General features: G+C 41.2%; 20 protein-coding genes, 1 tRNA gene and 1 other RNA gene. 3 read left to right on the forward strand and 19 right to left on the reverse strand.

The features are described 5' to 3' along the window. Nucleotides 1-307: 307 nt before the first annotated feature. Nucleotides 308-1,834 (forward strand): ATP-binding cassette domain-containing protein, encoded by a 1,527-nt coding sequence (locus ACWPVL_RS00805; protein WP_454386235.1) that lies wholly within the window; start codon nt 308-310, stop codon nt 1,832-1,834. A gap of 75 nt (nt 1,835-1,909) precedes the next feature. On the opposite strand, the gene ACWPVL_RS00810 is transcribed toward ACWPVL_RS00805, so the two are convergent. The 9 genes from ACWPVL_RS00810 to ACWPVL_RS00850 form a co-directional block, all read right to left on the reverse strand. Next, entirely contained in the window at nt 1,910-3,646 is a 1,737-nt protein-coding gene (locus tag ACWPVL_RS00810; protein WP_454386237.1) for an ABC transporter ATP-binding protein, read from the reverse strand. Continuing rightward, entirely contained in the window at nt 3,636-5,378 is a 1,743-nt protein-coding gene (locus ACWPVL_RS00815) for an ABC transporter ATP-binding protein (RefSeq protein ID WP_454386239.1), read from the reverse strand. Before ACWPVL_RS00815 ends, ACWPVL_RS00810 begins: the two co-directional genes overlap by 11 nt. 133 nt (nt 5,379-5,511) lie before the next feature. Continuing rightward, nucleotides 5,512-7,647: a hypothetical protein gene (locus ACWPVL_RS00820; RefSeq protein ID WP_454386241.1), complete on the reverse strand. Its 2,136-nt coding sequence runs from the start codon at nt 7,645-7,647 to the stop codon at nt 5,512-5,514. 375 nt (nt 7,648-8,022) lie between these two features. Beyond that, the gene (locus ACWPVL_RS00825; protein ID WP_454386243.1) at nt 8,023-10,749 is read right to left on the reverse strand and encodes an AAA family ATPase; all 2,727 of its coding nucleotides are present in this window, start codon (nt 10,747-10,749) and stop codon (nt 8,023-8,025) included. Between the two features lie 210 nt (nt 10,750-10,959). Then, nucleotides 10,960-12,150: an MFS transporter gene (locus tag ACWPVL_RS00830; protein WP_454386245.1), complete on the reverse strand. Its 1,191-nt coding sequence runs from the start codon at nt 12,148-12,150 to the stop codon at nt 10,960-10,962. A 156-nt stretch (nt 12,151-12,306) separates the two neighbouring features. Continuing rightward, nucleotides 12,307-13,653: an asparagine--tRNA ligase gene (asnS, locus tag ACWPVL_RS00835; RefSeq protein ID WP_454386247.1), complete on the reverse strand. Its 1,347-nt coding sequence runs from the start codon at nt 13,651-13,653 to the stop codon at nt 12,307-12,309. Nucleotides 13,654-13,673: 20 nt separating this feature from the next. After that, nucleotides 13,674-14,039: a VOC family protein gene (locus ACWPVL_RS00840; RefSeq protein WP_149555396.1), complete on the reverse strand. Its 366-nt coding sequence runs from the start codon at nt 14,037-14,039 to the stop codon at nt 13,674-13,676. Nucleotides 14,040-14,041: 2 nt separating this feature from the next. After that, nucleotides 14,042-15,220 carry a pyridoxal phosphate-dependent aminotransferase gene (locus ACWPVL_RS00845; RefSeq protein WP_454386249.1) on the reverse strand — a complete coding sequence of 393 codons (1,179 nt, stop codon included), beginning with the start codon at nt 15,218-15,220 and terminating at the stop codon, nt 14,042-14,044. Then, entirely contained in the window at nt 15,217-15,705 is a 489-nt protein-coding gene (locus tag ACWPVL_RS00850) for a cell wall elongation regulator TseB-like domain-containing protein (RefSeq protein WP_454386251.1), read from the reverse strand. Before ACWPVL_RS00850 ends, ACWPVL_RS00845 begins: the two co-directional genes overlap by 4 nt. An 85-nt stretch (nt 15,706-15,790) precedes the next feature. Between ACWPVL_RS00850 and ACWPVL_RS00855 the strand changes: the two genes are divergently transcribed. Both ACWPVL_RS00855 and ACWPVL_RS00860 read left to right on the forward strand, forming a co-directional pair. Next, complete coding sequence (locus tag ACWPVL_RS00855; protein WP_414263319.1) at nt 15,791-16,237, forward strand: MarR family winged helix-turn-helix transcriptional regulator; 447 nt, start codon at nt 15,791-15,793, stop codon at nt 16,235-16,237. An 87-nt stretch (nt 16,238-16,324) separates the two neighbouring features. Then, nucleotides 16,325-16,873 (forward strand): NADPH-dependent FMN reductase, encoded by a 549-nt coding sequence (locus ACWPVL_RS00860; RefSeq protein WP_454386253.1) that lies wholly within the window; start codon nt 16,325-16,327, stop codon nt 16,871-16,873. A 54-nt stretch (nt 16,874-16,927) separates the two neighbouring features. Here ACWPVL_RS00860 and ACWPVL_RS00865 read toward each other — a convergent pair whose 3' ends face one another. From ACWPVL_RS00865 to aroB, 10 genes are all read right to left on the reverse strand, one after another. After that, nucleotides 16,928-17,623 carry an LrgB family protein gene (locus tag ACWPVL_RS00865; protein ID WP_015604519.1) on the reverse strand — a complete coding sequence of 232 codons (696 nt, stop codon included), beginning with the start codon at nt 17,621-17,623 and terminating at the stop codon, nt 16,928-16,930. Further along, nucleotides 17,616-17,996, reverse strand: coding sequence for a CidA/LrgA family protein (locus ACWPVL_RS00870; RefSeq protein WP_005590547.1), 381 nt, complete (start codon nt 17,994-17,996; stop codon nt 17,616-17,618). The genes ACWPVL_RS00865 and ACWPVL_RS00870 overlap by 8 nt, the downstream gene beginning before the upstream one ends. A gap of 211 nt (nt 17,997-18,207) precedes the next feature. Next, nucleotides 18,208-18,295: transfer RNA gene (locus tag ACWPVL_RS00875), tRNA-Ser, on the reverse strand. A gap of 38 nt (nt 18,296-18,333) precedes the next feature. Then, entirely contained in the window at nt 18,334-19,158 is an 825-nt protein-coding gene (locus ACWPVL_RS00880; RefSeq protein ID WP_454386256.1) for a DUF695 domain-containing protein, read from the reverse strand. A gap of 440 nt (nt 19,159-19,598) precedes the next feature. Then, nucleotides 19,599-19,947, reverse strand: a transfer-messenger RNA (tmRNA) gene (gene ssrA, locus ACWPVL_RS00885). A gap of 107 nt (nt 19,948-20,054) precedes the next feature. Beyond that, nucleotides 20,055-20,540, reverse strand: a complete 486-nt coding sequence (locus ACWPVL_RS00890; RefSeq protein ID WP_454386258.1) for a thioesterase family protein — start codon at nt 20,538-20,540, stop codon at nt 20,055-20,057. A 247-nt stretch (nt 20,541-20,787) separates the two neighbouring features. Then, nucleotides 20,788-21,123 carry a YlbF/YmcA family competence regulator gene (locus ACWPVL_RS00895; RefSeq protein ID WP_005592507.1) on the reverse strand — a complete coding sequence of 112 codons (336 nt, stop codon included), beginning with the start codon at nt 21,121-21,123 and terminating at the stop codon, nt 20,788-20,790. An 18-nt stretch (nt 21,124-21,141) separates the two neighbouring features. Next, nucleotides 21,142-22,248 (reverse strand): prephenate dehydrogenase, encoded by a 1,107-nt coding sequence (locus ACWPVL_RS00900; RefSeq protein ID WP_454386260.1) that lies wholly within the window; start codon nt 22,246-22,248, stop codon nt 21,142-21,144. Nucleotides 22,249-22,263: 15 nt separating this feature from the next. Beyond that, nucleotides 22,264-23,430, reverse strand: coding sequence for a chorismate synthase (aroC, locus tag ACWPVL_RS00905; protein WP_454386262.1), 1,167 nt, complete (start codon nt 23,428-23,430; stop codon nt 22,264-22,266). Nucleotides 23,431-23,521: 91 nt separating this feature from the next. Then, entirely contained in the window at nt 23,522-24,589 is a 1,068-nt protein-coding gene (gene aroB, locus ACWPVL_RS00910; protein WP_454386264.1) for a 3-dehydroquinate synthase, read from the reverse strand. Nucleotides 24,590-24,597 lie beyond the last annotated feature (8 nt).

Raw genomic sequence — 24,597 nt, forward strand, 5'->3', positions numbered from 1 at the left:
GACTAAAGGTAGAATAATTTCGGAGGTACACGGAGACATGAAAAATTAAGTCTATTTTTTAAAGGAAACTTTATTTAGTAGATTTTGTCATGTTTCTGCATATCCGCGGGACTTTCGTTTTTTTGTGCTTTCAAGCATCTATTTGCTTATCTTTAGATTAATCCTGTCGCTCCTATGACAGTTCCAGCTGGAAACCTACAAACGAATGACCCTATTTGGACACTCCTGTGTCTTCTTTGTGCAATCTCAACAGCTCTGCTAAATAAATCAGGGCTGTATTTTGTATTATAAAACGAAGGAGACACCTATGCTGCAAATAAGAAATCTAACCATTACCCACCTAAAAGACCTGAAAGAACTAGTCAAAGATTTGTCACTGACTGTCAATCAAGGAGACAAGGTCGCTATTATCGGCGAGGAGGGCAATGGCAAGTCCACCCTGCTCAAGCTCCTGCTAGACGAGCGACTGGTCAGCTCCTATGTCAGCTACAGTGGACAGATTGATAAGTCCTATACTGCTGCTGTCTACTTACCCCAGCAGCTACCTTCAGAGGATGCCCAACTGACGCTCAATGACTATTTCTTTGCTGATTTTGAGACAGAGCTGGACTATGCTAAGCTCTACCGCTATGCTGGAGAGCTCAACTTTGACAGCCAGCGCTTTGCCAGTCAGCAGCAGCTCTCTAGCCTATCTGGAGGAGAAAAACTCAAGGTCCAGCTCATCAAGAAATTAGCTAGTGATTGGGACATTCTCTTTCTTGACGAGCCCTCTAATGACCTCGATCTCGAAACTCTTACTTGGCTGGAAAACTTTATCAGCCACAGCCAGAGAACGGTCCTTTTCGTCTCTCACGACGAGCACTTTCTCGCTCAAGCTGCGACCAGGATTGTTCATCTGGAGCGAATCAAAAAGAAACAGGAGGCCAGAACCAGCGTCAAGAGTCTGAACTATGAAAATTACCGCCATCAGCGTCAGGAGGCTTTTGAAAAACAAGGTCAATTGGCACGGAAAGAGCGGGAAGAACATGCCAAGACTATGGAAAAACACCGACAGGTTAAGCAGAGTGTGGAGCATACTTTACGAAACACCCATGATGCTACTGCAGGTCGACTGGTTGCCAAGAAGATAAAAAACGTCCTCTCACAGGGCAAACGATTTGAAAAGGCAGGTTCTGAAATGACAGAAATTCCGACACAGGAAGATGCCATCAGCCTTCACTTCTCAGACATAGAAGCTCTGCTATTGACCAAAAGAATCCTAAAATTAGAAGGAATGAAACTAGAAGCAGATGGACGACAACTAGCGGAGAACCTAACTCTGGAGGTCTGCGGTCAGGAAAAAATAGGACTGATTGGTGCTAATGGTGCAGGCAAATCCACTTTGCTTAAGGAAATATGGAAGATCCTGCGTGAGCGGACAGACATGAGGGTCGGCTACATGCCCCAGCATTATGGAGACTTGCTGAATGACGAAAGCTCTCCTTTGGACTTTCTGGCTCCCTCTGACGACAAGGCTCAGGAGGAGAAAATCCTGACGCATCTAGCCAGTCTCCAGTTCACACGCGACGAGACCCGCCACCCGATTGGGCAGCTTTCCGGCGGCCAAAAAGCCAAGCTCCTCCTGCTCAAACTGGTCCTAGAGCGCCCCAATGTCCTCCTGCTGGACGAGCCAACCCGCAACTTCTCTCCCACCTCTCAGCCTCAGGTTCGCCAGCTTTTGGCAACCTATCCTGGCGCCATTATCGCTGTCTCCCACGACCGTATCTTTCTCAAAGAAGTCTGCCAGAAGATTTATAGACTGACAGAAACAGGGTTGGAGGAAGTTGCACTATAAGTAAAAAGAGTTGGAAATTCCAACTCTTTTCGTTTTATTTAGCATCAATCTGTGAGCTTTAACAAAGCTCCCCTTCTACTCCTGCGCCGTCTGCATTTGGTAATAAACACCTCTGGCTGCCATGAGCTCCTGATGATTACCATGTTCGACGATATCACCATCTACCATGACGAGGATGATGTCAGCATTTTGAATAGTGGACAGGCGATGGGCGATGATAAAGCTAGTCCGTCCCACCATGAGCTTGCTGAAAGCCTCCTGAATTAAGACTTCTGTCCGGGTATCGATGGAGGAAGTCGCCTCATCCAAGATTAGGATTTTAGGAACAGCCAGGAATACGCGCGCGATAGTTAATAGCTGCCGCTGACCTTGAGAAAGGGAATCCCCAGAATCCGCCAGATAGGTGTCATACCCCTGAGGTAGCTGCTGGATAAAGAAATGCGCATTGGCCGCCTTGGCAGCTTCAATGACCTCTTCTCGGCTGGCGTCTGGTCGGCCAAAAGCTATGTTGTCGTGAATGGTCGCCGTCTTGAGCCAAGTCTCTTGCAGTACCATACCAAACTGCTGACGATAAGAGGCTCTGGTGTAATGACTGATGGGAATACCGTCTAGAGAAATAAGACCACTGTCTACATTGTAAAATCGCATGAGGAGATTGATCAAGGTAGACTTGCCAGCACCAGTTGGCCCGACAATAGCTACCTTGCTAGCTGCTGGAATCCTTATATTCAAATCCTGAATCAGCTCTTTGCCAGGCTCATAGCCAAAAGCCACATGCTCAAAGCTAATCTGTCCTTTGACATCTTCAGACTGGAGGATTTCCTGACCAGACTCTGCTATCTCTTCTTGGTCTAAAACGCTGTAAATTCGCTCTGCGCAAGCTAAAGCGCTCTGCAATTCCGACATGACTGACGATATATCATTGAAAGGCTTGGTGTACTGGTTGACGTAGTTGAGAAAAGTTACCAGCTGCCCAACCGTAAAACCTGTTCCCTGAATGATTCGGACAGCCCCAAAGCCCACAATCAAAGCATAGATCAGGGCATTGATAAAACGAGTCGAAGGATTGACCGTTGAAGAATAGAAAATAGCCGCCTGCGAATAGTCTGCATAGGTTTGATTGCTGCGAGTAAAAGCTGTATCAAACTGCTCCTGAGCATTAAAAGCCTGTATCAGACTTTCCTGGGTCAGACTTTCCTCAATCAGCTGGGTCTGTGCCCCTCTAGCCTGCGTCTGCCGTTGAAAAAAGCTAAAACTCTTTCTAGCAATAAAGCGCGCTAAGAAGAGAGAAAGGGGCGTCAAAAGCAGAACCAAAAGCAGGAGGAAAAAGTCCAATCTAGCCATGCTAATGATAGTCACTAAAATTGTCAGCAAACCCACAAAAAACTGATTAAAAACCATAAGCAAGCCATTGCTGAGCTGTTCCAAGTCAGTCGTCACCCGACTGACCAAGTCGCCAGTTCCTTGCCGATCCAGATAGGCCAATGGCAGATAGTGTACTTTCTTGATAACGCCCTGTCGGAGCTGCTGACTGTAGCGATAAACCAGCTGATTATAGAGCAAGGGATTGAGCCACTGAATCAGCGTATTGGCTAAGATAACCAACAACATCTGGCCCAAAATCGGCATCAAATGCTGCTCTGCTTGAGGGAGAAGAACGCTATCAACCGCATTCCCAATTAAAACTGGAAGAAGAACAGTCAGAGCCACTTGAGCCACCGTTCCCAGACTAGCTAGGAGAAAGAGCCAGCGCGCCTGCAGCAAATCTCGAGTCAAACGCCTCAAGCTGCTAGATGATGTCTTATGCTTCATGCTTTCCCTCCTCTCCTTGACTATGTTGTGAGTTATGGATTTCTTGGTAAATGGCAGAGCTGACTAAGAGTTCCTCATGGCGACCAAGAGCCACCTGTTCTCCCTTATCCAGCACTAAGATTTGATCCACTGAGCGCAAGCTATTGGTCCGCTGAGAGATCAAGACCAGACTGGTCTCAGTCAATTCATTCTTAATTGCCTGCAAGAGTCTAGCCTCTGTCAGATAGTCCAGAGCCGAGGTCGCATCATCTAAAACCAAGAAAGGTGCCCTCCGCAAGACAGCTCTGGCAATGGTTAAACGCTGACGCTGACCGCCAGAAAAATTCCGACCAAAGGCCTCTACAGTAGCATCCAAGCCGCCTTCCTTCTGAGAGACAAAGTCCGCTGCCTGAGCAATCTCTAAAGCCTGCCACAAATCTTCGTCTGTTGGCTTGCTTGACATACCCAAAGTCAGATTGGAACGAACAGTTCCTTGAAAAAGCTCCGCCTTCTGAGGCACCAGACTGATCCAAGACCGCCATTCTCTCAGATTTTTAGGACTGTGTCCTTGGGAAAAGATGGTCAACTGACCAGCAGCCACAGGATAGAGATGAACCAGCAGCTGAACCAGAGTAGACTTCCCTGAACCTGTCCCGCCAATAACACCCAAAGTCTGGCCGTTTTTCAAATTAAAAGTCAGACCAGTCAAGGCTGGACTAGCTGCATTTGGATAGGAAAAGCTGACCTGCTGGACTTTAATGGCTTGATCTGGCAGAGCCGTTTCCTGCACTAATTCCTGTAGGACATCTTCTTCTGCTTGCTCGAAGACTTGATTGATACGACCTGCACTGATATAGCTTTGATTGAGGGAATTTACTAGCATCGCCAACTTGAGCAATTCCACCAAAATCTGCAATAAATAATTGACCAAGGCCACTAGCATCCCCTGGGTCAGCAAGCCCTTGCCGATAAAGCTATTCCCCTGCCAAATCACAGCAATCAGAGTACCATTGACTGTAAGAAAGGTAAGAGGACTAATCAGACTAGCCAGAGCTCCCGTCCTGATTTGCCAAGTTTTATAGAGCTCGTTGCGATTGCGAAAGGTCTGAACCTCACGCTGGGTCTGACCGAAAGCTCTTATAACCCGCATACCCTGCAGCTGCTCACGAGTCAGATTGACCAGTTGGTCTGTCAGCTGGCGAATTTTGGCATAGAGAGGATTCATCAGACGAGACATGAGGACGATAATAGCCGTTAAAATTGCCACCATGAGCAAGAACCACAAGGTAATGACCGGGCTGATAGTAAAGGCCATGATGATGGAGCCAAAAACGATGATAGGCGCCCGCAGAAAGAGACGAAGAAATTGATTGATTCCCGTCTGGATCTGATAGGTGTCGCTCGTCAGCCGAGTCACTAAGCTAGAAGTCGTCAGCTCATCCCGACTAGCCTTAGGCAAGCGCAGAATTTTTTTATAGAGGTCGCTTGTCATCTGGCGAGTAAAGCCCACTGCCGCCTTTGACGAATAATATTGGGCTACGACTGCTACCACCACTCCCAACGCAGCCAAGCCCATCAAAAGAAAAACCATCCAGTAGAGATGGGAGCTGTCGCGTCTAGGAATGGTCTCGTCCACAATCCCAGCAATCAAAATCGGAACCAAGAGTTCAAAGCTGGCTTCCAAAAGCTTGAACAAGGGGCCCAACAAAGACTCCCTGATATAGCCCTTGAAATATTTCAATAAATCTTTCATACTGTCTACTTCTCCATTAAACTGTTTCTATTTTACCATAATTTTCTCTGCTTTTCTGAAAATCAGAGTACAAGAAAACAAAGAGGAACTTGACTTAGCTCCTCCTTGTTGTTCACAAAAATACCCTGTGTATCTAATCTCTGTTGATAAAACTTTGAATTTTCGACATTTTTACCAGATATTCGATATATTGGTAAACACTTTCTATATCATATCCCTCACGCAATAATGCTGCTACAACATATGCATATTCAAGAGAGAGATCAGTTTGAAAAATGGCACTATCATCAGTATTAATAGAGATAGGAAGATTGAATTTTGAGTCCGGTTTTATAAACATACTGTTCAATTCAATTAATGGTAGGTCTATATACTTACTGATGAATGAAATTTTTCTATTGGAAGTAGGATTACTTTCAATACTGATTTCTTTTCGAAATAGTTTAAGACGTAAAATGAATTGAACTAGTTTGACAGCTTCAATATAAGTTTCAGATACTTCAACTGAAATAGTTTGTTTGTGCATTCTTTTGTACTTTTCAGAATAGTGATATTGAAAATATAATTCCCTAGCTTTGCTATTTTCAAAAGCTTGGCGATGTTTCTTATTGTGATAGTTAATTCGATAATCAAAGTCATGAACCAACTTATCATATTTTTTATTCTCTACCTCTTCAATATAGAGTTCTGGATCATCTCCACGTAGCATATAAGCACAATAAAAATCATACATTGAAAAATGATCATTGAAATTATACTTAATAACTTCTCGATTAAACTCTCCCTGAAGAAAACTTAGAATATCGTTACTAGAAATTTCATTCGATAATAGAAAATTTTTCACTTCATGATCTGAAAGATGCTCTTGTATCATATAATACATCCATACAACATCGTCTATATATTCTTCAACATTAGAAATAACGTTTTTTCTTTTTTTCTTAAAATATTTGTCAATGTCTAATCCTAATGCCAAACCATGCCCAAAGCGATCACCTCGTCGATAATCAAGAAACTCAATTACTTCATCCATCGCCCGAAGTCCATTCGCGATAGTTGTAAAATCCTCTCCGGCATGATAAGTAATGCCAAAAGGATTTTTCTTTCCAATCTCCTTTCTCTGCCAACGAAAGGATGGTCCAAAAATTTCGGGGCGTACATTCAACTCATAATTTGCTGTGTCAATTCCTACTATCTTTTGCTGAATACTTTTCTCCTCTTCTTGAGGCTTATGTTCAAAAAAACTAATTAATACCTCTGCTTTTCTCCTAAGATCAAAGTAAGATTTTTCTTTTCGTGAAACACCCTCTCTTAGATCAAAATCATCTTTATCTTTAATATAATGGATGACAAGTCCGAATTCGATAGCATGATCCTTATGTTTCTTCTTAAACTCATCATTGACATTTTTTAAGTCCCCAATAACTTTATAATACGCTTTTACATTTGCTTTAGGGGCAATCCGAAATTCAATCTGTTTTACATTTTTTTCGGAATAGTATTTATCAAAAACAGTCCTATAGATCCTTTTATTAAGATTTTTCCCCTCTAATAGTTCCTCTTTAATATTTTCACTATGTTTAAACTTTTCAAAGCCCATACCTTCATTGTCCTGATAAAACAGCATTTTAAATTTATTCAAAGCTAAAAGATAGATATTGAGAAGATATAGATCAAAATCAGATAATTCACAAGTTAAATATTTTGAAAATAGACGCTTTAAAAAGCTCCGTTCTATTAAGAATTCTTTTCTAGGAGAACGATTGAAATGAGCAAACTCCTCTTCCCAATACTCTTTAAATATTTCAATCTGAGGTTTTAACTTGCTATACAGCCATTCAAAGTAATCCAAGCTATCTGATTGAAGCGCTTCGTGAAAAAATTTTTTAAATTCACTGTCTTCAAATCTATAATCAAAAGTCTGAGCAAAAAGATAAAACTTTATTATTCTAACTTTCAGAAAGGCGAGTTTTTCATTTTCATAATGCCTTATATTCTTCTTTAAAACACTAAAGAATTTTTTACTTTTTTTACCTTCAAAGCATGTATCAGTAGAAAAGTCATACCAATTTAACTCTGAAGTATAGCCGGAACCTTTCAAATGCATGTGATTTTCTGAAATTCCTTCGGAGAGTATACTCTTCAGGCGATAATTGTCATGTTGAATACGATGAACATCTTCAGAAGAAATATTGTGGTTTTCGATAGCGGCTTTCATAGCAAAAATAATATTTGCATCTATCTTGTTGATGATACCATTCCATTCCAATAAAGAATCAAAACTTATCGTCAGCGAATTAGCTTGGTAAAAAACCAATTCTTTGGCTATATAAACAAAAAGATTTAAGGTATTATTTCTATATTTAGCCGGACTGTATTTACCAATCTTTTCTCCATATTCAAGGATTAAATTATCTAATTCATCTTCATTATAATCCGTATAACTTCTTTGATAGACTTTTTTTACCTCGTGTCTGTAGTCCTTGTCTTTAAGATCAAATGCTTGCCTCCATTTGATAGAAGAATTTGATGGTAATTCATAACTAGATGCCGAAGTTTTATTATATTGATCAAAATCTCAAATAAAGGAAAATCTTTATAAATCGTTCGTAAAAAACGGTCAATCTGTCTCAAAATTCTCCTCCTAAATATACTTATTGTAAATTTCTGCTAGTTCTAAAAGATCTTGATATGTTACATATCTGGCTTTGATTCTATCAGCAATTTCATAATATTTTTTAGCATCATCGAATGACAAAGTAACAGTTATAAATCTTGAGTTCATAATTTCATATAATTCTTTATAGGTTGCGGATTTATAGATAGGTATAAAGAATAAAAATTCTAAAAACGTTCGCAACTCTTCACGATTAACTTTCGCACCATAGTAAGGTTCATAATCTTTCTTATTTGTACCTATCAACCATTCTCGGAAAACTTTCTTTCCAGACTCAAATTCATCATCTTTCTTATTTATGCCTATCAACTCATCAAAAATTTCTCCAAATTTTTCAACTCTATACAACTGGTCATAAAAACTTCCTTCGTTTTCATTATAAATAATTGTTTTTAAAGGAGTCACATCTAAGAAACGATCATTGCCAGATAAAATCCGATTTATATTTCTCAACGCTTCTAGATAATTATCCTTTGTAGTTTCTCGAGCTCTGGATGCATAATTTCGTCTTATAAATAGATCCGTATGGAAAACATTTTTATAGATATATCTAGATCGTAGCTCCTCTGACTCATTTGACTCATCTAGATTATACAAACGATCTAAATTCAAAAGAAATTCAAGCAAATACTCTAATTTAGTAGGCCAGCTAAAAAGATTTAATAGATAATTTCTATTTTGGGGTCGGAAAAATGGTATATAGGTATATTTTTTCCTATAAATAAATTGAGATTTCCCAATTTCTATATTCTGACTAATATCTCCACGAACCGGCCATTCAGAATTAATAAAACTTTGAATGAATTTGTAATACAACTTTTTATCTCCATCAAAGCTAGCAATTGTAGGAAAAATTAGAATGTAATCATCTATATTATAACCTTTAACATAATCTAGAAAGCTAAACTCTTGAGGCATAAAATTAGAATTAATCACCTGTAAATAATCAATTAATTCTGGGAGACAAGTAGTTAATGAACTTAAACTTTCCTCATACTCCTCTTCATAGATTTCTGTTGAATCAGATTCTAAACCTTCCAAATATTCTTGTCTCTTATTCTGGAAATCTTTAATTATGCTCTTATTTTCTTCTATCTTCTCAAATGTCTGAAATAGTTTAGAAGAAAGGTAAATAGAATAATTGATCTTTATTAAATAGCAAAAATGATTATCTAAATATTGGTTTATGTTATTTGGTAAACGTTTATATTCTTCAATAATTGCTAATACATCACCAATTGTTAAGTTGTATTCTTCTCGATTCCAAAGATAAAATGGGTAAGGTGGTTTTCTAACATCTTCATCTAGATTCTTAGAATTCTTAGATAAATTGTAAATGTAAGAATAAGTAAGATGATTTTTACTGTATGGTTTAGCTAATTCCCATTGCCTAAAATATTCTAATTTAGATGGTAGGGAACCAAAATGAGTTGTTATTTTATAATCAATATATTTCTTAAATTCAGAGAGGTTTTCCAGCAAACCTTTAAAAAATAATCCAGAATTTCCTTTTTGTAATGGCTCCATCTCACTAAAAATTTCTGCTACTTGGATAATTTCTCGCAAACTCTGAGGCAACAGTAACTTTGTATTCTCACGACTATCAATCGGTTTAATATTTAAGTCAGTTCTGATAAATACACACTTATAAAACCATTCTTCTACAGTTATACCATGGTTCTCTTCCTTATTGTTTGATTTATCATCGAACTTAAAGATTCTTAAATCTTTATCAAGACCAAGATCAATAGATTTTAAGATAGCCTGCATATCCTTAATTAATAAATCGTTCTTTGAAAGGAGGGGGACACGATTTCCAAAAGGAACTAGTTTAAGTAGAAATTGATTGATTTGCGAAAAGACTTCTCCATTATCAATCACCCCACGCTCTAAAAGTTCCTTATTATCAGTTATTAAATCTTCAAATAAAGAGTTCTCCAATTGACGTTCTCTATAGGTAAAGATGATGATTATTTTCTTATCTAGATAACGCTGAATATCATTAAGAAGCTTTGAGATCAGTTGATTTTTCACCAAATCCAAATCATCAATGATTAAAACAAAATCTTTTGGCTTCTTATTATTCATTTGTAGAATATCAAGAAGGTTCTCGAGAAATTCTCCAAAAAGTTTATCAAGATGCACCCTTTTGTTTAGAGAGTCCAGAATAGACGAGTCAGAGTGCCCGTTTTTAAAATAATCCTCCTTTTGCTTATCAATTGAAATAGCAGCTATAATAGATTTTAATTGTACATTCAGTTTAGTCAAAACAGATGTACTAAGGCATTCACTGTCTAAACTATTCACAATATCACGAAGCATAGAAACGAAAACATCTATTATACTGAGATCAGAAGATAGTACTTCTGGACCAATAATATCAAAAACATGATACTCCTTTTCAAGAATATTTTTCAAACTCTTCAAAAGGGATGTTTTTCCAGAACCACGTTCACCAGATATAGCAATCATTTTAGACATTTCTTTATGAATGAACATTTTTCCAGCATCACACTCGTCAGCTTTTCCATTCTTTTTACTGTCCTCTGCCAATTTATTAAAATCAACCAAGATATCTCTTATACGATTCAATTCCTTGTAAAACATATAATGTTCAGGGATTTCATCCCAGTTCTTACAGTTTAAAATAATCGGTTGTTTATACTGTTCCCAATTGATCTTGCTATATACCATACCACATCTCCTTAATTTGAATATATTATAATATTATCAAAAAATAATGTATTTTTCCATAATATATAGAATAATTAGGATTTGATTCTAACTTTTATTAATCTTATTTCTATTTAAACTAAGACTTATACTATTAAACATTCACTTTAGAAACAAAAAGAAAGGGAATATTTCACCCTTTCTATCTAAAAAAGCTTTACATTATTCTTTTTAAACTTTATCTTTCAGATTACCTGCAACTAACTTCAAAATCCAAAACAAGACTGGGGTTAATACTAATAGAAAAATTCCTAAAACTATAAACGTCCAGTCGAAGCCAAGATTATCAATCAACCAGCCAGTCAGAGGGAAAATGACAATCATGCTCAGGCTGAACATCATAGAGTAGACACTGAGCATGGTCGCCCTCACTTCACTTGGCAGCTGCTTTTGCAAATCGTTGTCAAAAATCGGCTGGAAAAGAGCATACAAGGCGTTGCTGATTAGATAAATCAAAATGTAGATGACTGGTGTTCCAAAATAGGAGAGCAGGTAGCTTGCTCCAGTTAGAAGAACCACTGAAGGAAAAAGTTTCAAGGCAGAATACCTCTTTCCAATCATACTCGCCAGATAGACCGCTAAGATATTCAAAGCACTGCCAATCAGCATGACCAGCGAAATCTGCCAATCTTTTAAATCAGGCAATTGATTTTGATAGTAAAAATAAAACATACACATCAAGGTGCCAATGATTTGGGACAGAATCATCCAAATAAAAAGGTTAGGATTTCTCTGCAACTCCTCTTTGACAGCCCAGATAATCTTTTTCATAGTCAGACGTTCTGCTTTCTCTGCTTTGACACTTGGCTCCTTCAGCATCCAGGTCAAGAAAAGAACGATGATAGAGGTACCAATCATGATATAGTAGGTCAGATGCAATTGTCCATGGACAAAAAATCCGGCCCAGACCGTTCCCAAAGACCGAGTCGCTTCAGCCACCCCAGACATAAAACTGGAGATGGATAAGTAACGTTCCTTGAGTCCGGCCTCCACAGACGAATCATAAACCATGGCTGCGCTTGTCCCCGAATCAAAATTATAGGACCAAGCACTAATCACCATAGCCAGTGCGTAGATCCAAAAGTTCCCCTGCCCCGCCAACATGAGAACAGAAGACACAATCCCAGCTATCCGGCTCAGATAAAGATTGGTCTTGTAGGAAAAGCGATCCGCCAACATCCCAGAGGGAATTTCACAGATGACACTAGTGGCATGAAAGATACTTTCCAAAAGCCCAATCTGCCAAAGGGACAAGCCGTTTTGACTTAGAAATAAAATCCAAAAACTAGTAATGCCTAGAAAGGCAAAAAATTCAACTCCGGCCATCAGGCCGATATTTTTCCGATAACTTCTTTTAAACATATTTTCTCCTTTAACAAGTGTTTTTTAATTTCTATCCTTTATCACTTGTTAATCTGCTGTTTACATGACCTCTACCTCTTCTTTCTCTAAATTTCTAAATTTGGATTATTTCATAGTTCATTGCTGAAAAAACGCCACATGGGCGTTTGAATCATTTTATGGTTTAATACGGTGCAGCATACGTGGGAATGGAATGGCTTCACGGATATGCTTGGTCCCTGCCACAAAGGTTACCATACGCTCGATACCGATACCGAAGCCACCGTGTGGAACTGTTCCATACTTACGAAGATCAAGGTAGAATTCATATTCTGTCGTATCCATACCAAGATCATTCATCTTAGCAACAAGGGCATCGTAGTCTTCCTCACGCATAGAACCACCGATGATTTCACCGTAGCCTTCAGGTGCCAGCAAGTCTGCACAGAGGACACGGTCTGGATTTCCAGGAACTGGTTTCATATAGAAAGCCTTGATGGATGCTGGGTAGTTCACGACAAAGGTTGGTACACCAAAGTGATTTGAAATCCATGTTTCATGCGGTGAACCGAAGTCATCTCCATGTTCCAGATGTTCGTAGTCTGCATCTTCATCATTTTCATGGGCTTGCAAGAGGTCAATCGCTTCATCGTAGGTAACGCGCTTGAAAGGCTCTGCAATATAGCGTTTCAAGAGTTCTACATCACGTTCCAATGTTTCCAAAGCTTGAGGAGCCCGGTCAAGAACGCCTTGAATCAAGGCTTTGACATAAGCTTCCTGCAAGTCGAGTGATTCATCGTGAGTAACAAAATTATACTCCGCATCCATCATCCAGAACTCTGTCAAGTGACGGCGAGTTTTTGATTTTTCTGCACGGAATACAGGTCCAAAGTCATAAACACGTCCCAGAGCCATTGCCCCTGCTTCGAGGTACAGCTGACCAGATTGGCTCAAGTATGCTGGAGTTCCAAAGTAGTCGGTTTCAAAGAGCTCAGTCGAATCCTCTGCCGCATTTCCTGACAAGATCGGGCTGTCAAACTTGATAAAGCCATTCTTGTCAAAGAATTCATAGGTAGCATAGATGATGGCATTACGGATCTGCATCATGGCTACTTGCTTACGAGAACGTAGCCACAAGTGACGGTTGTCCATGAGGAAGTCTGTTCCGTGTTCTTTTGGCGTGATTGGATAGTCATTTGACTCGCCGATGACTTCGATGTCAGTAATGTCAAGCTCGTAGCCAAATTTTGAACGCTCGTCTTCTTTGACGATCCCTGTCACATAGACAGATGTTTCTTGGCTCAAGCGTTTGATCGTATCAAACTTCTCAAGTCCTGCTTCTTCGCCAAATTTCTCAATAAAGTTAGGCTTGAAAGCGACACCTTGGAAAAAGGCAGAACCATCACGCAACTGCAAGAAAGCGATTTTTCCTTTTCCTGACTTGTTGGCTACCCAAGCACCAATCGTTACTTCTTCACCAACATGATTTTTTACATCAATAATTGTTACATTTTTCTTCGACACGTTTTTTCTCTTTTCTATTTTTATTCTTTGTGGCAGACTACTTCGACATTATTTCCATCTGGATCCAAGACAAAAGCTGCATAGTAAGGTAGATGATCACTCCGATAATCAGGTACACCATTATCTTTTCCACCTGCCTTCAAACCCGCCTCGTAGCAAGTTCGAACCTGCTCGTGATTTTCTGCAAAAAAAGCAAAGTGAATAGGAGCCTGCTCTCCCTTTCCTAACCAAAAATCTCCACCAGGATGAGGACTATTGGGGGCAACAAAACTGAGTAGAGAGTCAGTTCTAAAATCCAATTCATAGCCAAGAGGAGCAAGAAAGCTTGTATAAAAGTCTTTTGAAATTTGTAAATCCTTTACTTTAATCTCAAAATGATCAATCATCCTTACTTCTCCATGAAATCCTTGAGGCGTTGAACCGCTTCTTTTAGTGTATCCATGTCAGTCGCATAGCTGAGGCGGACATTTTCTGGCGCACCAAACCCGTCTCCTGTCACCAACGCAACTCCTACTTCTTCTAAAATCGCTGTGGTAAAGGCCGTCACATCGGTATAACCTTTCATTTCCATCGCTTTTTTGACATTTGGGAAGAGGTAGAAGGCTCCCTGAGGTTTGACGACTTCAAAGCCAGGCACTTGAGCCAGCAAAGGATAGATAGTATTCAGGCGTTCTTCAAAGGCCAATCTCATATTTTCAACCGTATCCTGACTGCCCGTCAAGGCTTCAATGGCTGCATATTGCGCCACCGCTGTCGGATTAGAAGTCGTTTGCCCTGCAACCTTGCTCATGGCTGAGATAATTTCAGGCTCACCTACAGCATAGCCAATCCGCCAGCCCGTCATAGAGTAGCTCTTGGAAACACCATTGATGACGACTGTTTGCTTGCGAATTTCCTCTGACAGACTAGAAATCGGCGTGAATTTATTGCCGTTATAGACCAAGCGGCCATAAATATCATCGGCTAAGATCAAGATATCATGCTCAACAGCCCAATTTCCGATAGCCAGCAGCTCCTCTGCTGTATAAATCATACCAGTCGGATTGGATGGCGAGTTCAGAACCAAGACCTTGGTCTTCTCAGTGCGGACAGATTCCAGCTGGGCAACCGTCACCTTAAAGTTATTTTCCTCTGTCGCTTGAGCAAAAACAGGCTTTCCTTCAGCCATCAAGATCTGATCGGCATAGCTAACCCAATAAGGCGTCGGAATGATGACTTCATCACCTGGATCAATCACACTCATAAAGAAGGTGTAGAGGGAGAACTTAGCACCCGTTGCCACTATCACTTGATTAGACTGAATCTCATAGCCATAGTACTTGGCGAAATAGTCTACAACCGCTGCTTTTAGCTCAGGCAGACCACTTGTTACCGTATAAAAACTAGCTCTGCCATCTTCAATCGCTGCCATCGCTGCTTGCTGGATATTCTTAGGCGTAGGAAAATCTGGCTCTCCCAAGGTCAAAGAAAGGATATCCCTGCCTTCCGCCTTCAAAGCTTTCGCTCTGGCTGCCGCCGCCAGAGTCACACTTTCTTCCATATTTAAAACACGATTGGATAATTTCATAGCCCCTCCTTGCTGAGCAATGTTTTGCTTTCAAATCCGATATTATAATAAGTGCTTCCAGACTTAATTTCCCAAACAGGCTGACCGTCAAAGTAACCAAAAGTGGTCTTATCAATAGATGTCGCTCCATTTTCCTTGGCCACTTGCTCTGCCTCTGCCTGACTCATTCCATCTTGCAAGCGATAGACATGGATTTTATTGGAATTTTTGGAAATCAGAACAGCTTCTTCCTCTTTTTTACTAGTTTTCCCAATCAAGCTATAATAGGACTCTTTGCCATTGTAAATCGCAAAGCTCGTCAGACTTTCCAAATCTGCATATTCCTTAGCGATTTTTTGAGAACCCTCCTTGGCTGACTGCCAAGGCTCGATAGCAAGGTGCAAGATCATAAAAAATGAAAAAACAAGCGCCGTGAGGACTAGGAAAAGCCCAATGGCATAGTGCCTTATAGGAAATTTAGCCCTTTCTTTAATTTTATGTTTCACTGAATCATTATACTACAAATAGCCTGATTTTTCTAGGACTTTTATTACATTTGCATTTATTACTACTTATTGATAAAATGTTGCTATGAAAATAACTGAAAACCTAGACAAGGATACTCTACTTGACCTTAAAACGATTATCGTGCTCCATAAGGCTGAGCGCACCATTCGTAATCTCGAAGCTCAAATTTTTAAAAAGCATAATTTGACGCCAACCCAATTTTCTGTTTTGGAAACCTTATATAGTAAAGGAGAACTGCGGATTCAAGATTTGATTGACAGCATGCTGGCTACATCGGGAAATATGACGGTCGTTATCAAAAACATGGAAAGAGATGGCTGGATAAGTCGCAGCTGCGATCCCAATGACCGCCGCTCCTTTCTCATCCAACTAACCGACCAAGGCCAGAAAAAGATCGAGGCTGTCTTGCCAGAGCACATCGCCAATATCCGCCATATGACTGCATTCCTCTCCCAAAACGACAAAGAAGATTTGGTGCGGATTTTAAAAACTCTCAAAAAGCTGAGCTAAATTATTGCTAATTAGTGACAATTGTTGTAACATGGATAGTAACAAGAGGGACACCTCTTAAATAAAGATAAAATGGAGGACATATTTATGTCTAAAGTACTATTTATTGTTGGCTCACTTCGTCAAGGTTCATTCAATCATCAGTTAGCAGCACAAGCAGAAAAGGCTCTAGCTGGCAAAGCTGAGGTTTCCTATCTGGACTACAAAGATGTACCATTCTTTAACCAAGACCTCGAAAGTCCAGCTCCAGCTGCTGTTGCCAAGGTTCGTGAAGAAATCCTTGCAGCTGATGCTATCTGGATCTTCTCACCTGTCTACAACTGGGCCATCCCAGGTGTGGTGAAAAACTTGCTCGACTGGACTTCACGCGCACTTGATTTGTCAGATCCAAGCGGTCCTTCTGCCCTCAATGCCAAAGTGGTGACTGTTTCATCTGTTGCTAACGGCACTTCACCTGATGAGGTCTTCAAGCACTACCGTAGCCTCCTTCCATTTATTCGCATGAATGTGGTTGATCAATTTACTGGTGTCGGTATCAATCCAGAAGCTTGGGGAACTGGCCAATTAGTCCTTTCAGAAGACAAGCTTGCTGAGCTTTCTGTCCAAGCAGATGCCCTCCTAGCAGCTATCAACTAAGATAAAATGAAAAACATGAAGCAAAATTTCTCGGAAATACTGCTCCATGTTTTTTTATTTTAAGATAATGGCTGCGACGATTGGACTGACAATCACATACATGATCCCTGTCACTCCGATTGCAAGACCTGCCATGGCTCCAGCAACATGTCCATATTTGAAAGCTGTTCCTGTACCAACTGCATGTCCTGTACCACCTAAGGCCAAGCCAACCGCTACTGGATCCTTAATTTTCAGCAGTTTAAGAATAGTCGGTCCCATGACACTTGTCAAAATACCTGTCGCCACAACAACCACCAAGGTAACAGTTGTCAAGCCCTGCATTTTATCAGTAATTCCTACCGCCATCGCTGTTGTGACAGATTTTGGAAATAGGGAAATCGCTAAAAAGAAGTCCATCCCAAAGAATTTTGCAAGTAGAGCTGTGAAAGTCGTATTGACCACTACAGCCACAAAGGTACCTAGCAGGATACTGCGAGCGTGGTGCTTCATCAGGTGGAAGGTCTTATAAAGCGGAATTCCTAAAGCAACCGTAGACGGTACGATTAAATTGTTCAAGTAAGCCCCACCGACATAGTAGTCCTTATAAGAAATTCCCGTTAATTTCAAAAAGGCAATGACCAAAATCGCTGCTAAAAGGAGAGGCGTTGTCAAAGGATGAGGAAATCTGCGGAAAATCAGCATCCCGATGAGGTAGGCAAAAATGGACAAGGCGAGGCCAAATAGCGGGTTACTCCATAGATTAGACATGATCCATCCCCCCTTCCTCATAATCGCCTTCAAAATGCTGCTTGATGAATTGTACGACAAGGGCAATGACGATCACATTTAAAACAATGGCACCAAGAATAATCAAGATAATCGGTAGCAGATAAGGAGCAATCACATGGAATTTATCCATAATACCAACCGCTGGCGGCAGAAAAAGAATAGTCATATTGGCTAACAGGAAGTTTCCGACCATACTGACGTGGCGGAGCCTCAATAACTTAAACTGCAAAGCAAGAAATAGCAAGATTAAGCCGATAATACTACCTGGAATGGGAAGATGGAAGACACTTGATATTCCCTCTCCAATGATGGAAATCGAGAAAATAATCATCAACTGGACATATAACTTCATGCAGAACCTCCGAAACTTTCTATGTACAGTTTACTCCTTTTCAGAAAAATTTCAAGGTTTTTCTCAAATAAAAAAGATGGAAACGAATCCATCTGATTACTTGCATACTATCCTTACTTCTACATTCTCAGAGTCTCGCACTAAGCAAAAAGATCATCGTTCTTTTTCCCCGCTACCAAAAAAGCGCCCTAAGGCGCTTCTTGACATACAACGGAAGACATGGGATTCGAACCCACGCACGCTTTTACACGCCTACTGCGTTTCCAACACAGCCTCTTAAGCCTCTTGAGTAATCTTCCATAAAAGAGAAAGACTTGCTTTCTCAAAACTTTATCCATTATACCACATTGCAGCTCCAGCCGCTATACTTTCCATTATATTTTTTCGAAATTTCTATTAATTCCCAAACATGTTGGTTGATGCTAGGGAGCTCTGTGGTATCAAATCTGGATATTTCTAGTTTGTAAGGTCGAGGATCGCCTTCTTCTTTTTTCCTAGAAGAAATATCATAATCAAGAGCAGAGGCATCCCCCATAAAGGAAACACGATCATCGTAAGTCTCAAAACTAAACTGATGAGTGATTTCTCTTAGTTGACTGTGGTCATCCCCTTCTTTATCTAAGCGATACCAGATACGCTGGTTTAAGATAGATTGGTACTCATATTCATTTGGATACAAGAAGTCAAAGTATTGTTTCCATTCAGGATCCACCAGAGTAGCTGAATTATATTGATATTTCGAAAATTGCTCCATCACTTGAGCAATAATCGGCATGTGCCGCTCTCTATCTTTCAAATAGTAATAAAACTCTATATGACCATCTGTGATGACTACTCCGACATAGATAGCCGCAATGTGCTTCATCGCTTCTGAAAGACGATCTTCGATGAGGTTCAAATTAGAAAATTCATCATAATCTGGAAAGCCTGTCTCTGGATCAACATTCAAAATGGCAATTCTCAAACGTAGTGCATAAGTATAGGATGGATAGGGAGCAACTGAATCCAAGGCTAAATTTAGACGGATACTAGCCATTCGCTCGTCAATCAGAGTCGAAAAAGATCCCCATTCATTCGGAAGATTTTCTAAATCAACAGAAACTTCCTCAATGGGTAGATGACTATCTTGACTTTTCCCTAAGATTTTTCCAAAAAAACTCATATCATCAAAAACCTCATTTACATATCCCTATGGAGCTTAGTGGAGAAGTCAGGAAAGCTTTAAAATCAATACACTTTTGTTTTCTAGTCCTTTTCCTAACTCTTTCTAAAAAATCCGAAAACTCCTTCAACTTTACTAGTATATCATATTTTAGGAGATTATCAAATCGTTTAATTTTTGCAAAAATAGAGCGATATATCTGTTGGTCTATTTTGATAGGTTGAAGACCATTATAAAGGACATCTGTTTCATGCGCTCTACTCTATTTTCAAAGAAGCGCTTTGCAAATTATATTGACTTTTAGGAGGTGTTACCTCCTTTTTGTAACTCCTTTTGTAACTCCCTTTTTCAAAAAGTTCTAGAAAGGTTTAGAAAGTATAAAATAAAAAAACGCTGATAAATCAACGTTTTAAGAAGTTTTAGAAAGGTTTAGAAACCAAAGATGGAGCCGGTGGGAGTCGAACCCACGTCCAAACACCTGCTAACACATTTGTCTACGACCATAGGCCATGTCTTCATTTAACTCAGCTTTGACACATGGCTCAAGCCCAAGCTAAGCGAGTCTATCAATCTCTTGTAAAATCCCTAGACTTGATTTTACCGTAGCTTGCTCATAATAAGACCGGTCATCAGACACAAGCAATCCGAATCAGGTCACGCTGGCTGGTTTTTAAGCAGCTAAAGCGTAAGAATTGTTATTTTTTGCAGTTATATTTAACTGGCGTTTTACATCCGCTAGATGAGTCGCAAAATGTGCCGCATAATGCCTGTCGAATCCGTAACGACCCCAAGACAAGTAACTATTATACCAAAATAATGTCCTAATTGCAAAAATCAAGATAAAATTACTCCAACGATGCTAAAATTCCCTTGATATAAGGCACCAAGGGAATTGACTACATATGATCTTTTACTGCAACTGCTACCATTCTAGCTTTGGCTCTTGTCTGTCCTGCTGCTGACATCTCCATCACGATAATAGCTTTCCTTGCTCCCAACTCCTCAATCCGCGAAGTAACGATGATTTCCTGATCAATAGGCGTCGGGCTCTGGTAATCAACTTCTAAACGGGCTGTGATAAAGCGTCCAATGACTGTATCTTGAGTCAAGTCCAAGCCTTTTTCTTGATGGGCAAACCAAGCTGCTGAAGCCGTTCCATGGCAATCAAAAATCATAGCAATCATGCCACCAAAAAGATTGGCCGGCACACCACCAGTATAGTGAGATTCTGGTCTTATTCTAGTAATGCATTCCTTCCCATCTAAGCTAGGATAAGTCTTTAAATGTAGACCTAGCTCATTCTTAGGGCCGCAGCCCCAGCAATGTTGAAATCGGTCGCCATATGTATCTTGAATAGCAATCTTTCTTGTTTCTAAAGTCATACCAGTTCCTTTCAAAAATCAGAGTGTAAGCGTTTTTTAATTAGTATATCAGCCTTTGGGGCAATAGTAAATAGAAAGCAAGGCCAATATATTTTAATTGTTGCTATAATCTGATTTTATAAGTTTTCTACCTCTTTCTTGAATTAAAGGCACTCATTTTCAGCCTTAATAGCCTTTCTAAAGCATAGAAAAACCAAGAAAGTCCAATCTGTCTTCTTGGTTTTATCTATTTTTATAGCTTCTTCTATTAGAATAGTTCCTGAATCGGTTCAAAAATAATCCGTTCAATATCAGACAAGTAAATAGAGAGCTGTTGTTGCTTGTTAAAGAAGGCTGATAATAAATCATTGCCTTGGATTTTATCTCCAAAACTCTGCATCTTTTCTTGAATGTCTGGGGTCGGCATTTGGCCTGTCTGAGCCAGTTGCTGCAGCTCTTTCTGGAAAGCTAGGTAGTCATCAAAAATAGCCTTGGCTTCACTATTCGCATTGATAGCCTGCTTGCTTTCTACCACAGCTTTGTACTCTGGCATTTCGCGAAGTCCTCGACTGAGTTCATTGGCTAAATCATAAATATTTGACATAGAGTTCTCCATTCTATATTAGTCTTCGGACACTAAGTAATCCGTATTTTCTCTTACTATTTTAGCAGATTTTTCCAAATCTTGGCGATTTTTAAAGGTAATTTGCAGAATACCGTTGATATCTTCACGGTTTTCCTCGTTGATTCGAATATTGACGACCGAAATTCCGCGCAGAAGCTCCAAAATACCCAAAATCGCATCTTCTTCATCGGGCACCTCAATAAAGAGGTCATAAAAGCTATCCACACCAGCTCGTTTATGAATTTCCATCTGCTTGCGGCTTTGCCGTCCTCGGTCGAAAAATTCCCAGATAGCTGTCTCGTCCTTGGTCTTAATCGCTGCAGCCACCTTATCTAACTGGGCTTTAAAATCTTCCAGCCGCTCCAAGATAGCTTGAGGATTGGTCAAGAGGATAGAGGTCCACATACCCGGCTCACTCTCCGCAATCCGCGTCATATCTCGAAAACCACCGGCGGCAAAAGACTGGGTTAGTTCATGCTCTTGGCTATAAGCTGCCGCTTGCTCCATCAGGCTGGAGGCTAGGATATGAGGAAAATGGCTGATTTGACTGGTCACTCGGTCGTGCTCGGCTGCATCTACCTGAATAAAGCGGGCATGAAGACCACTCAGCAAATCTTTCATTTCCTCAAGCGTACCAGACTTGGTCAGGCTAGAGGGCGTGAAGATATAATAGGCATTTTCAAAGAGAGTGACATGAGCAGCCTTGGCTCCGGTCTTGTGACTTCCAGCCATCGGGTGAGCTCCGACAAAGCGGACGGGCTTATTCTGCAGATACTTTTCTGCAGCTGCCACAATCTCTGCCTTGGTCGATCCAGCATCTGAGATGATAACATTTTCCTTCAGGTCCAGCTCTGCTAGATCCTTGATAAATGCTATGGTCTGCTTGATGGGCATAGCCAGAATAATCACATCAGCCAGTGGAGCAAAGGCAGCAAAATCATCTGTCACCAGATCTACCATTCCCCGTTCCAAGGCAACTCTGCGCGATTCCTCACTGCGATTATAGCCAAAAATCTCTATCTCAGGATGAGCTCGCCTGATGCCCAGAGCCAAGGAAGCTCCAATCAGTCCCAGACCTGCGATATAGACTGTTTTTCTCTCCATGCCCACTCCTTTCTTCTAAAAGTTCTTGACAAATTCCCGATGGCGGGCTACCGCATCCTTTAGTTCTTCCAGATTATCCGAAGAGAATTTCTCCAAGACTTCGGTGGCTAAAACTGTTGCCACCACGCTTTCCATGACAACACCCGCCGCTGGCAGAGCCGTTGGATCGCTCCGCTCCACTGTCGCCTTATAAGGCTCGTGGGTCTCAATATCCACGCTCATCAGTGGCTTGTAAAGGGTTGGAATAGGCTTCATAACACCTCGCACCACGATTGGCTGACCATTGGTCATACCGCCCTCAAAGCCGCCTAGATTATTGGTCCTACGAGTGAAGCCATCTTCCTCAGACCAGAGGATTTCATCCATGACTTGACTCCCCTTGAGGCGGCCTGCTTCAAAGCCCACACCAAACTCAACTCCCTTGAAAGCATTGATGGACACGACTCCTTGAGCAATCTTGGCATCCAGCTTCTTGTCCCATTGGACATAGGAGCCCAGACCGACCGGCACACCTCCAACGATAGTCTCAATGACACCACCGATGGTATCCCCGTCTTTCTTAATCTGGTCAATGTAGGCCTTGATTTCTTCTTCGCGCTCGGGATTGACAATGGAAACCTCTGACTGGGCAGCTCTTTCTTTGATCTCTGCTACGGTCAGATCGTCTGGTACATCAATATCAATGCCACCAAAGGTTACGATATGGCTGGCTACCTCTACACCGATTTCTTCCAGCAAGCGCTTGGCTACCGCTCCGACTGCTACACGCATGGTCGTTTCGCGGGCAGAAGAGCGCTCTAGGGAATTTCGCAAATCGTCAAAGCGATATTTCATGCCGCCAACTAAGTCAGCATGGCCAGGGCGTGGTTTGGTAATCTTGCGCAGCCCTTTTTTCTTTTCATCCACATCTGCCGCACCCATAATCTCCAGCCACTTCTGATGATCCAGATTCGTGACATTGAGGGTAATCGGGCCGCCCATGGTCAAGCCATGACGAACCCCAGACGTAATCTCGACTTGGTCACTTTCAATCTTCATGCGGGCACCACGGCCGTACCCACCCTGACGGCGCTTGAGCTCAGCATTGATATAGTCAGCGGTCAAAGGAAGACCAGCCGGCACCCCCTCAATAATAGCTGTCAAACGTGGTCCGTGGGATTCTCCTGCTGTTAAGTATCTCATACATTTTCTCCTATTTCTGGGATGGAAAGAGATGGACAACCTGTCTATTTTTCATCCAAACTGTCCAATCGTCTTAAACTCCATCTGGCACTTATTTCTTCAGAAATTCTTTCATCTCTTCCAGCGGAATCTGGTGAATACTAGCCGAACCCAGCTCGGGCACCAGTACTAGCTTGATAGAGTTGCCTCGAGCCTTCTTATCATGGGTCAGTGCCTGATAGAGAGCAGCTTCATTCCAAGGCTGGTAATCCACCGGCAAGCCAAACTTCTGACACATATGGATGATGTCTTCTGTGATTCCGGCTGGCATGAGGCCTTTCTTTTCAGCGACACGAGAAACCTGTACCATGCCAATCGCCACGGCTTCACCGTGCATGACTTTTCCATAGCCCGCTGTCGCTTCGATAGCATGCCCAATAGTATGGCCGAAATTCAGATAGAGGCGGACGCCATTATCCAGCTCGTCCTCAACTACAATCTTACGTTTAACATCACAGGAATGGTAAATGATGCTTTCAGCATGCTCTAAAATCGACTCTGGACTGCCATCCATTTCTGACAGCTCATCCCAGAGTTCCTTATCCTCAATCAAGCCGTACTTGACAACCTCGCCCATACCTTCAATCAATTCACGTTGCCCTAAAGTCTGCAAGACTTCAGGGTCAATCAGAACTCCATCAGGCTGAGTAAAAGTCCCGACCATATTCTTGGCCCAAGGTGTATTGACACCTGTCTTACCACCGATAGAGGAATCCACTTGAGCTGTCAGACTGGTCGGAATCTGCACGAAATGAACGCCCCGCATGTAGGTCGAAGCGGCAAAGCCCGCCAAATCACCGACGACTCCGCCTCCCAAGGCTACAATGCCGTCGCTGCGGGTCAGACCAACCTTGACCAAAAACTCATAGACTTTGTTGACGGTCTTTAAGTTCTTGCTGGCTTCGCCTTCCAAAAAGTCAAAGACAAAAGTCTCAAATCCAGCCGCTTCCAAGCTCAGCTTGACCTTTTCCGCATAGAGTCGAGCCACTCGATTGTCCGTGACGATGACCACTTTCTGAGGCTGCCACAGCTGACTCAGCCAGTTTCCAGCCTGAGATAAGGCTCCTTTTTCGATGGTAATATCATAGGGATGATGGGGGAGATTTACATTCAATTTCATAAGCGCCT

Source organism: Streptococcus sp. Marseille-Q8145, from assembly GCF_965112035.1.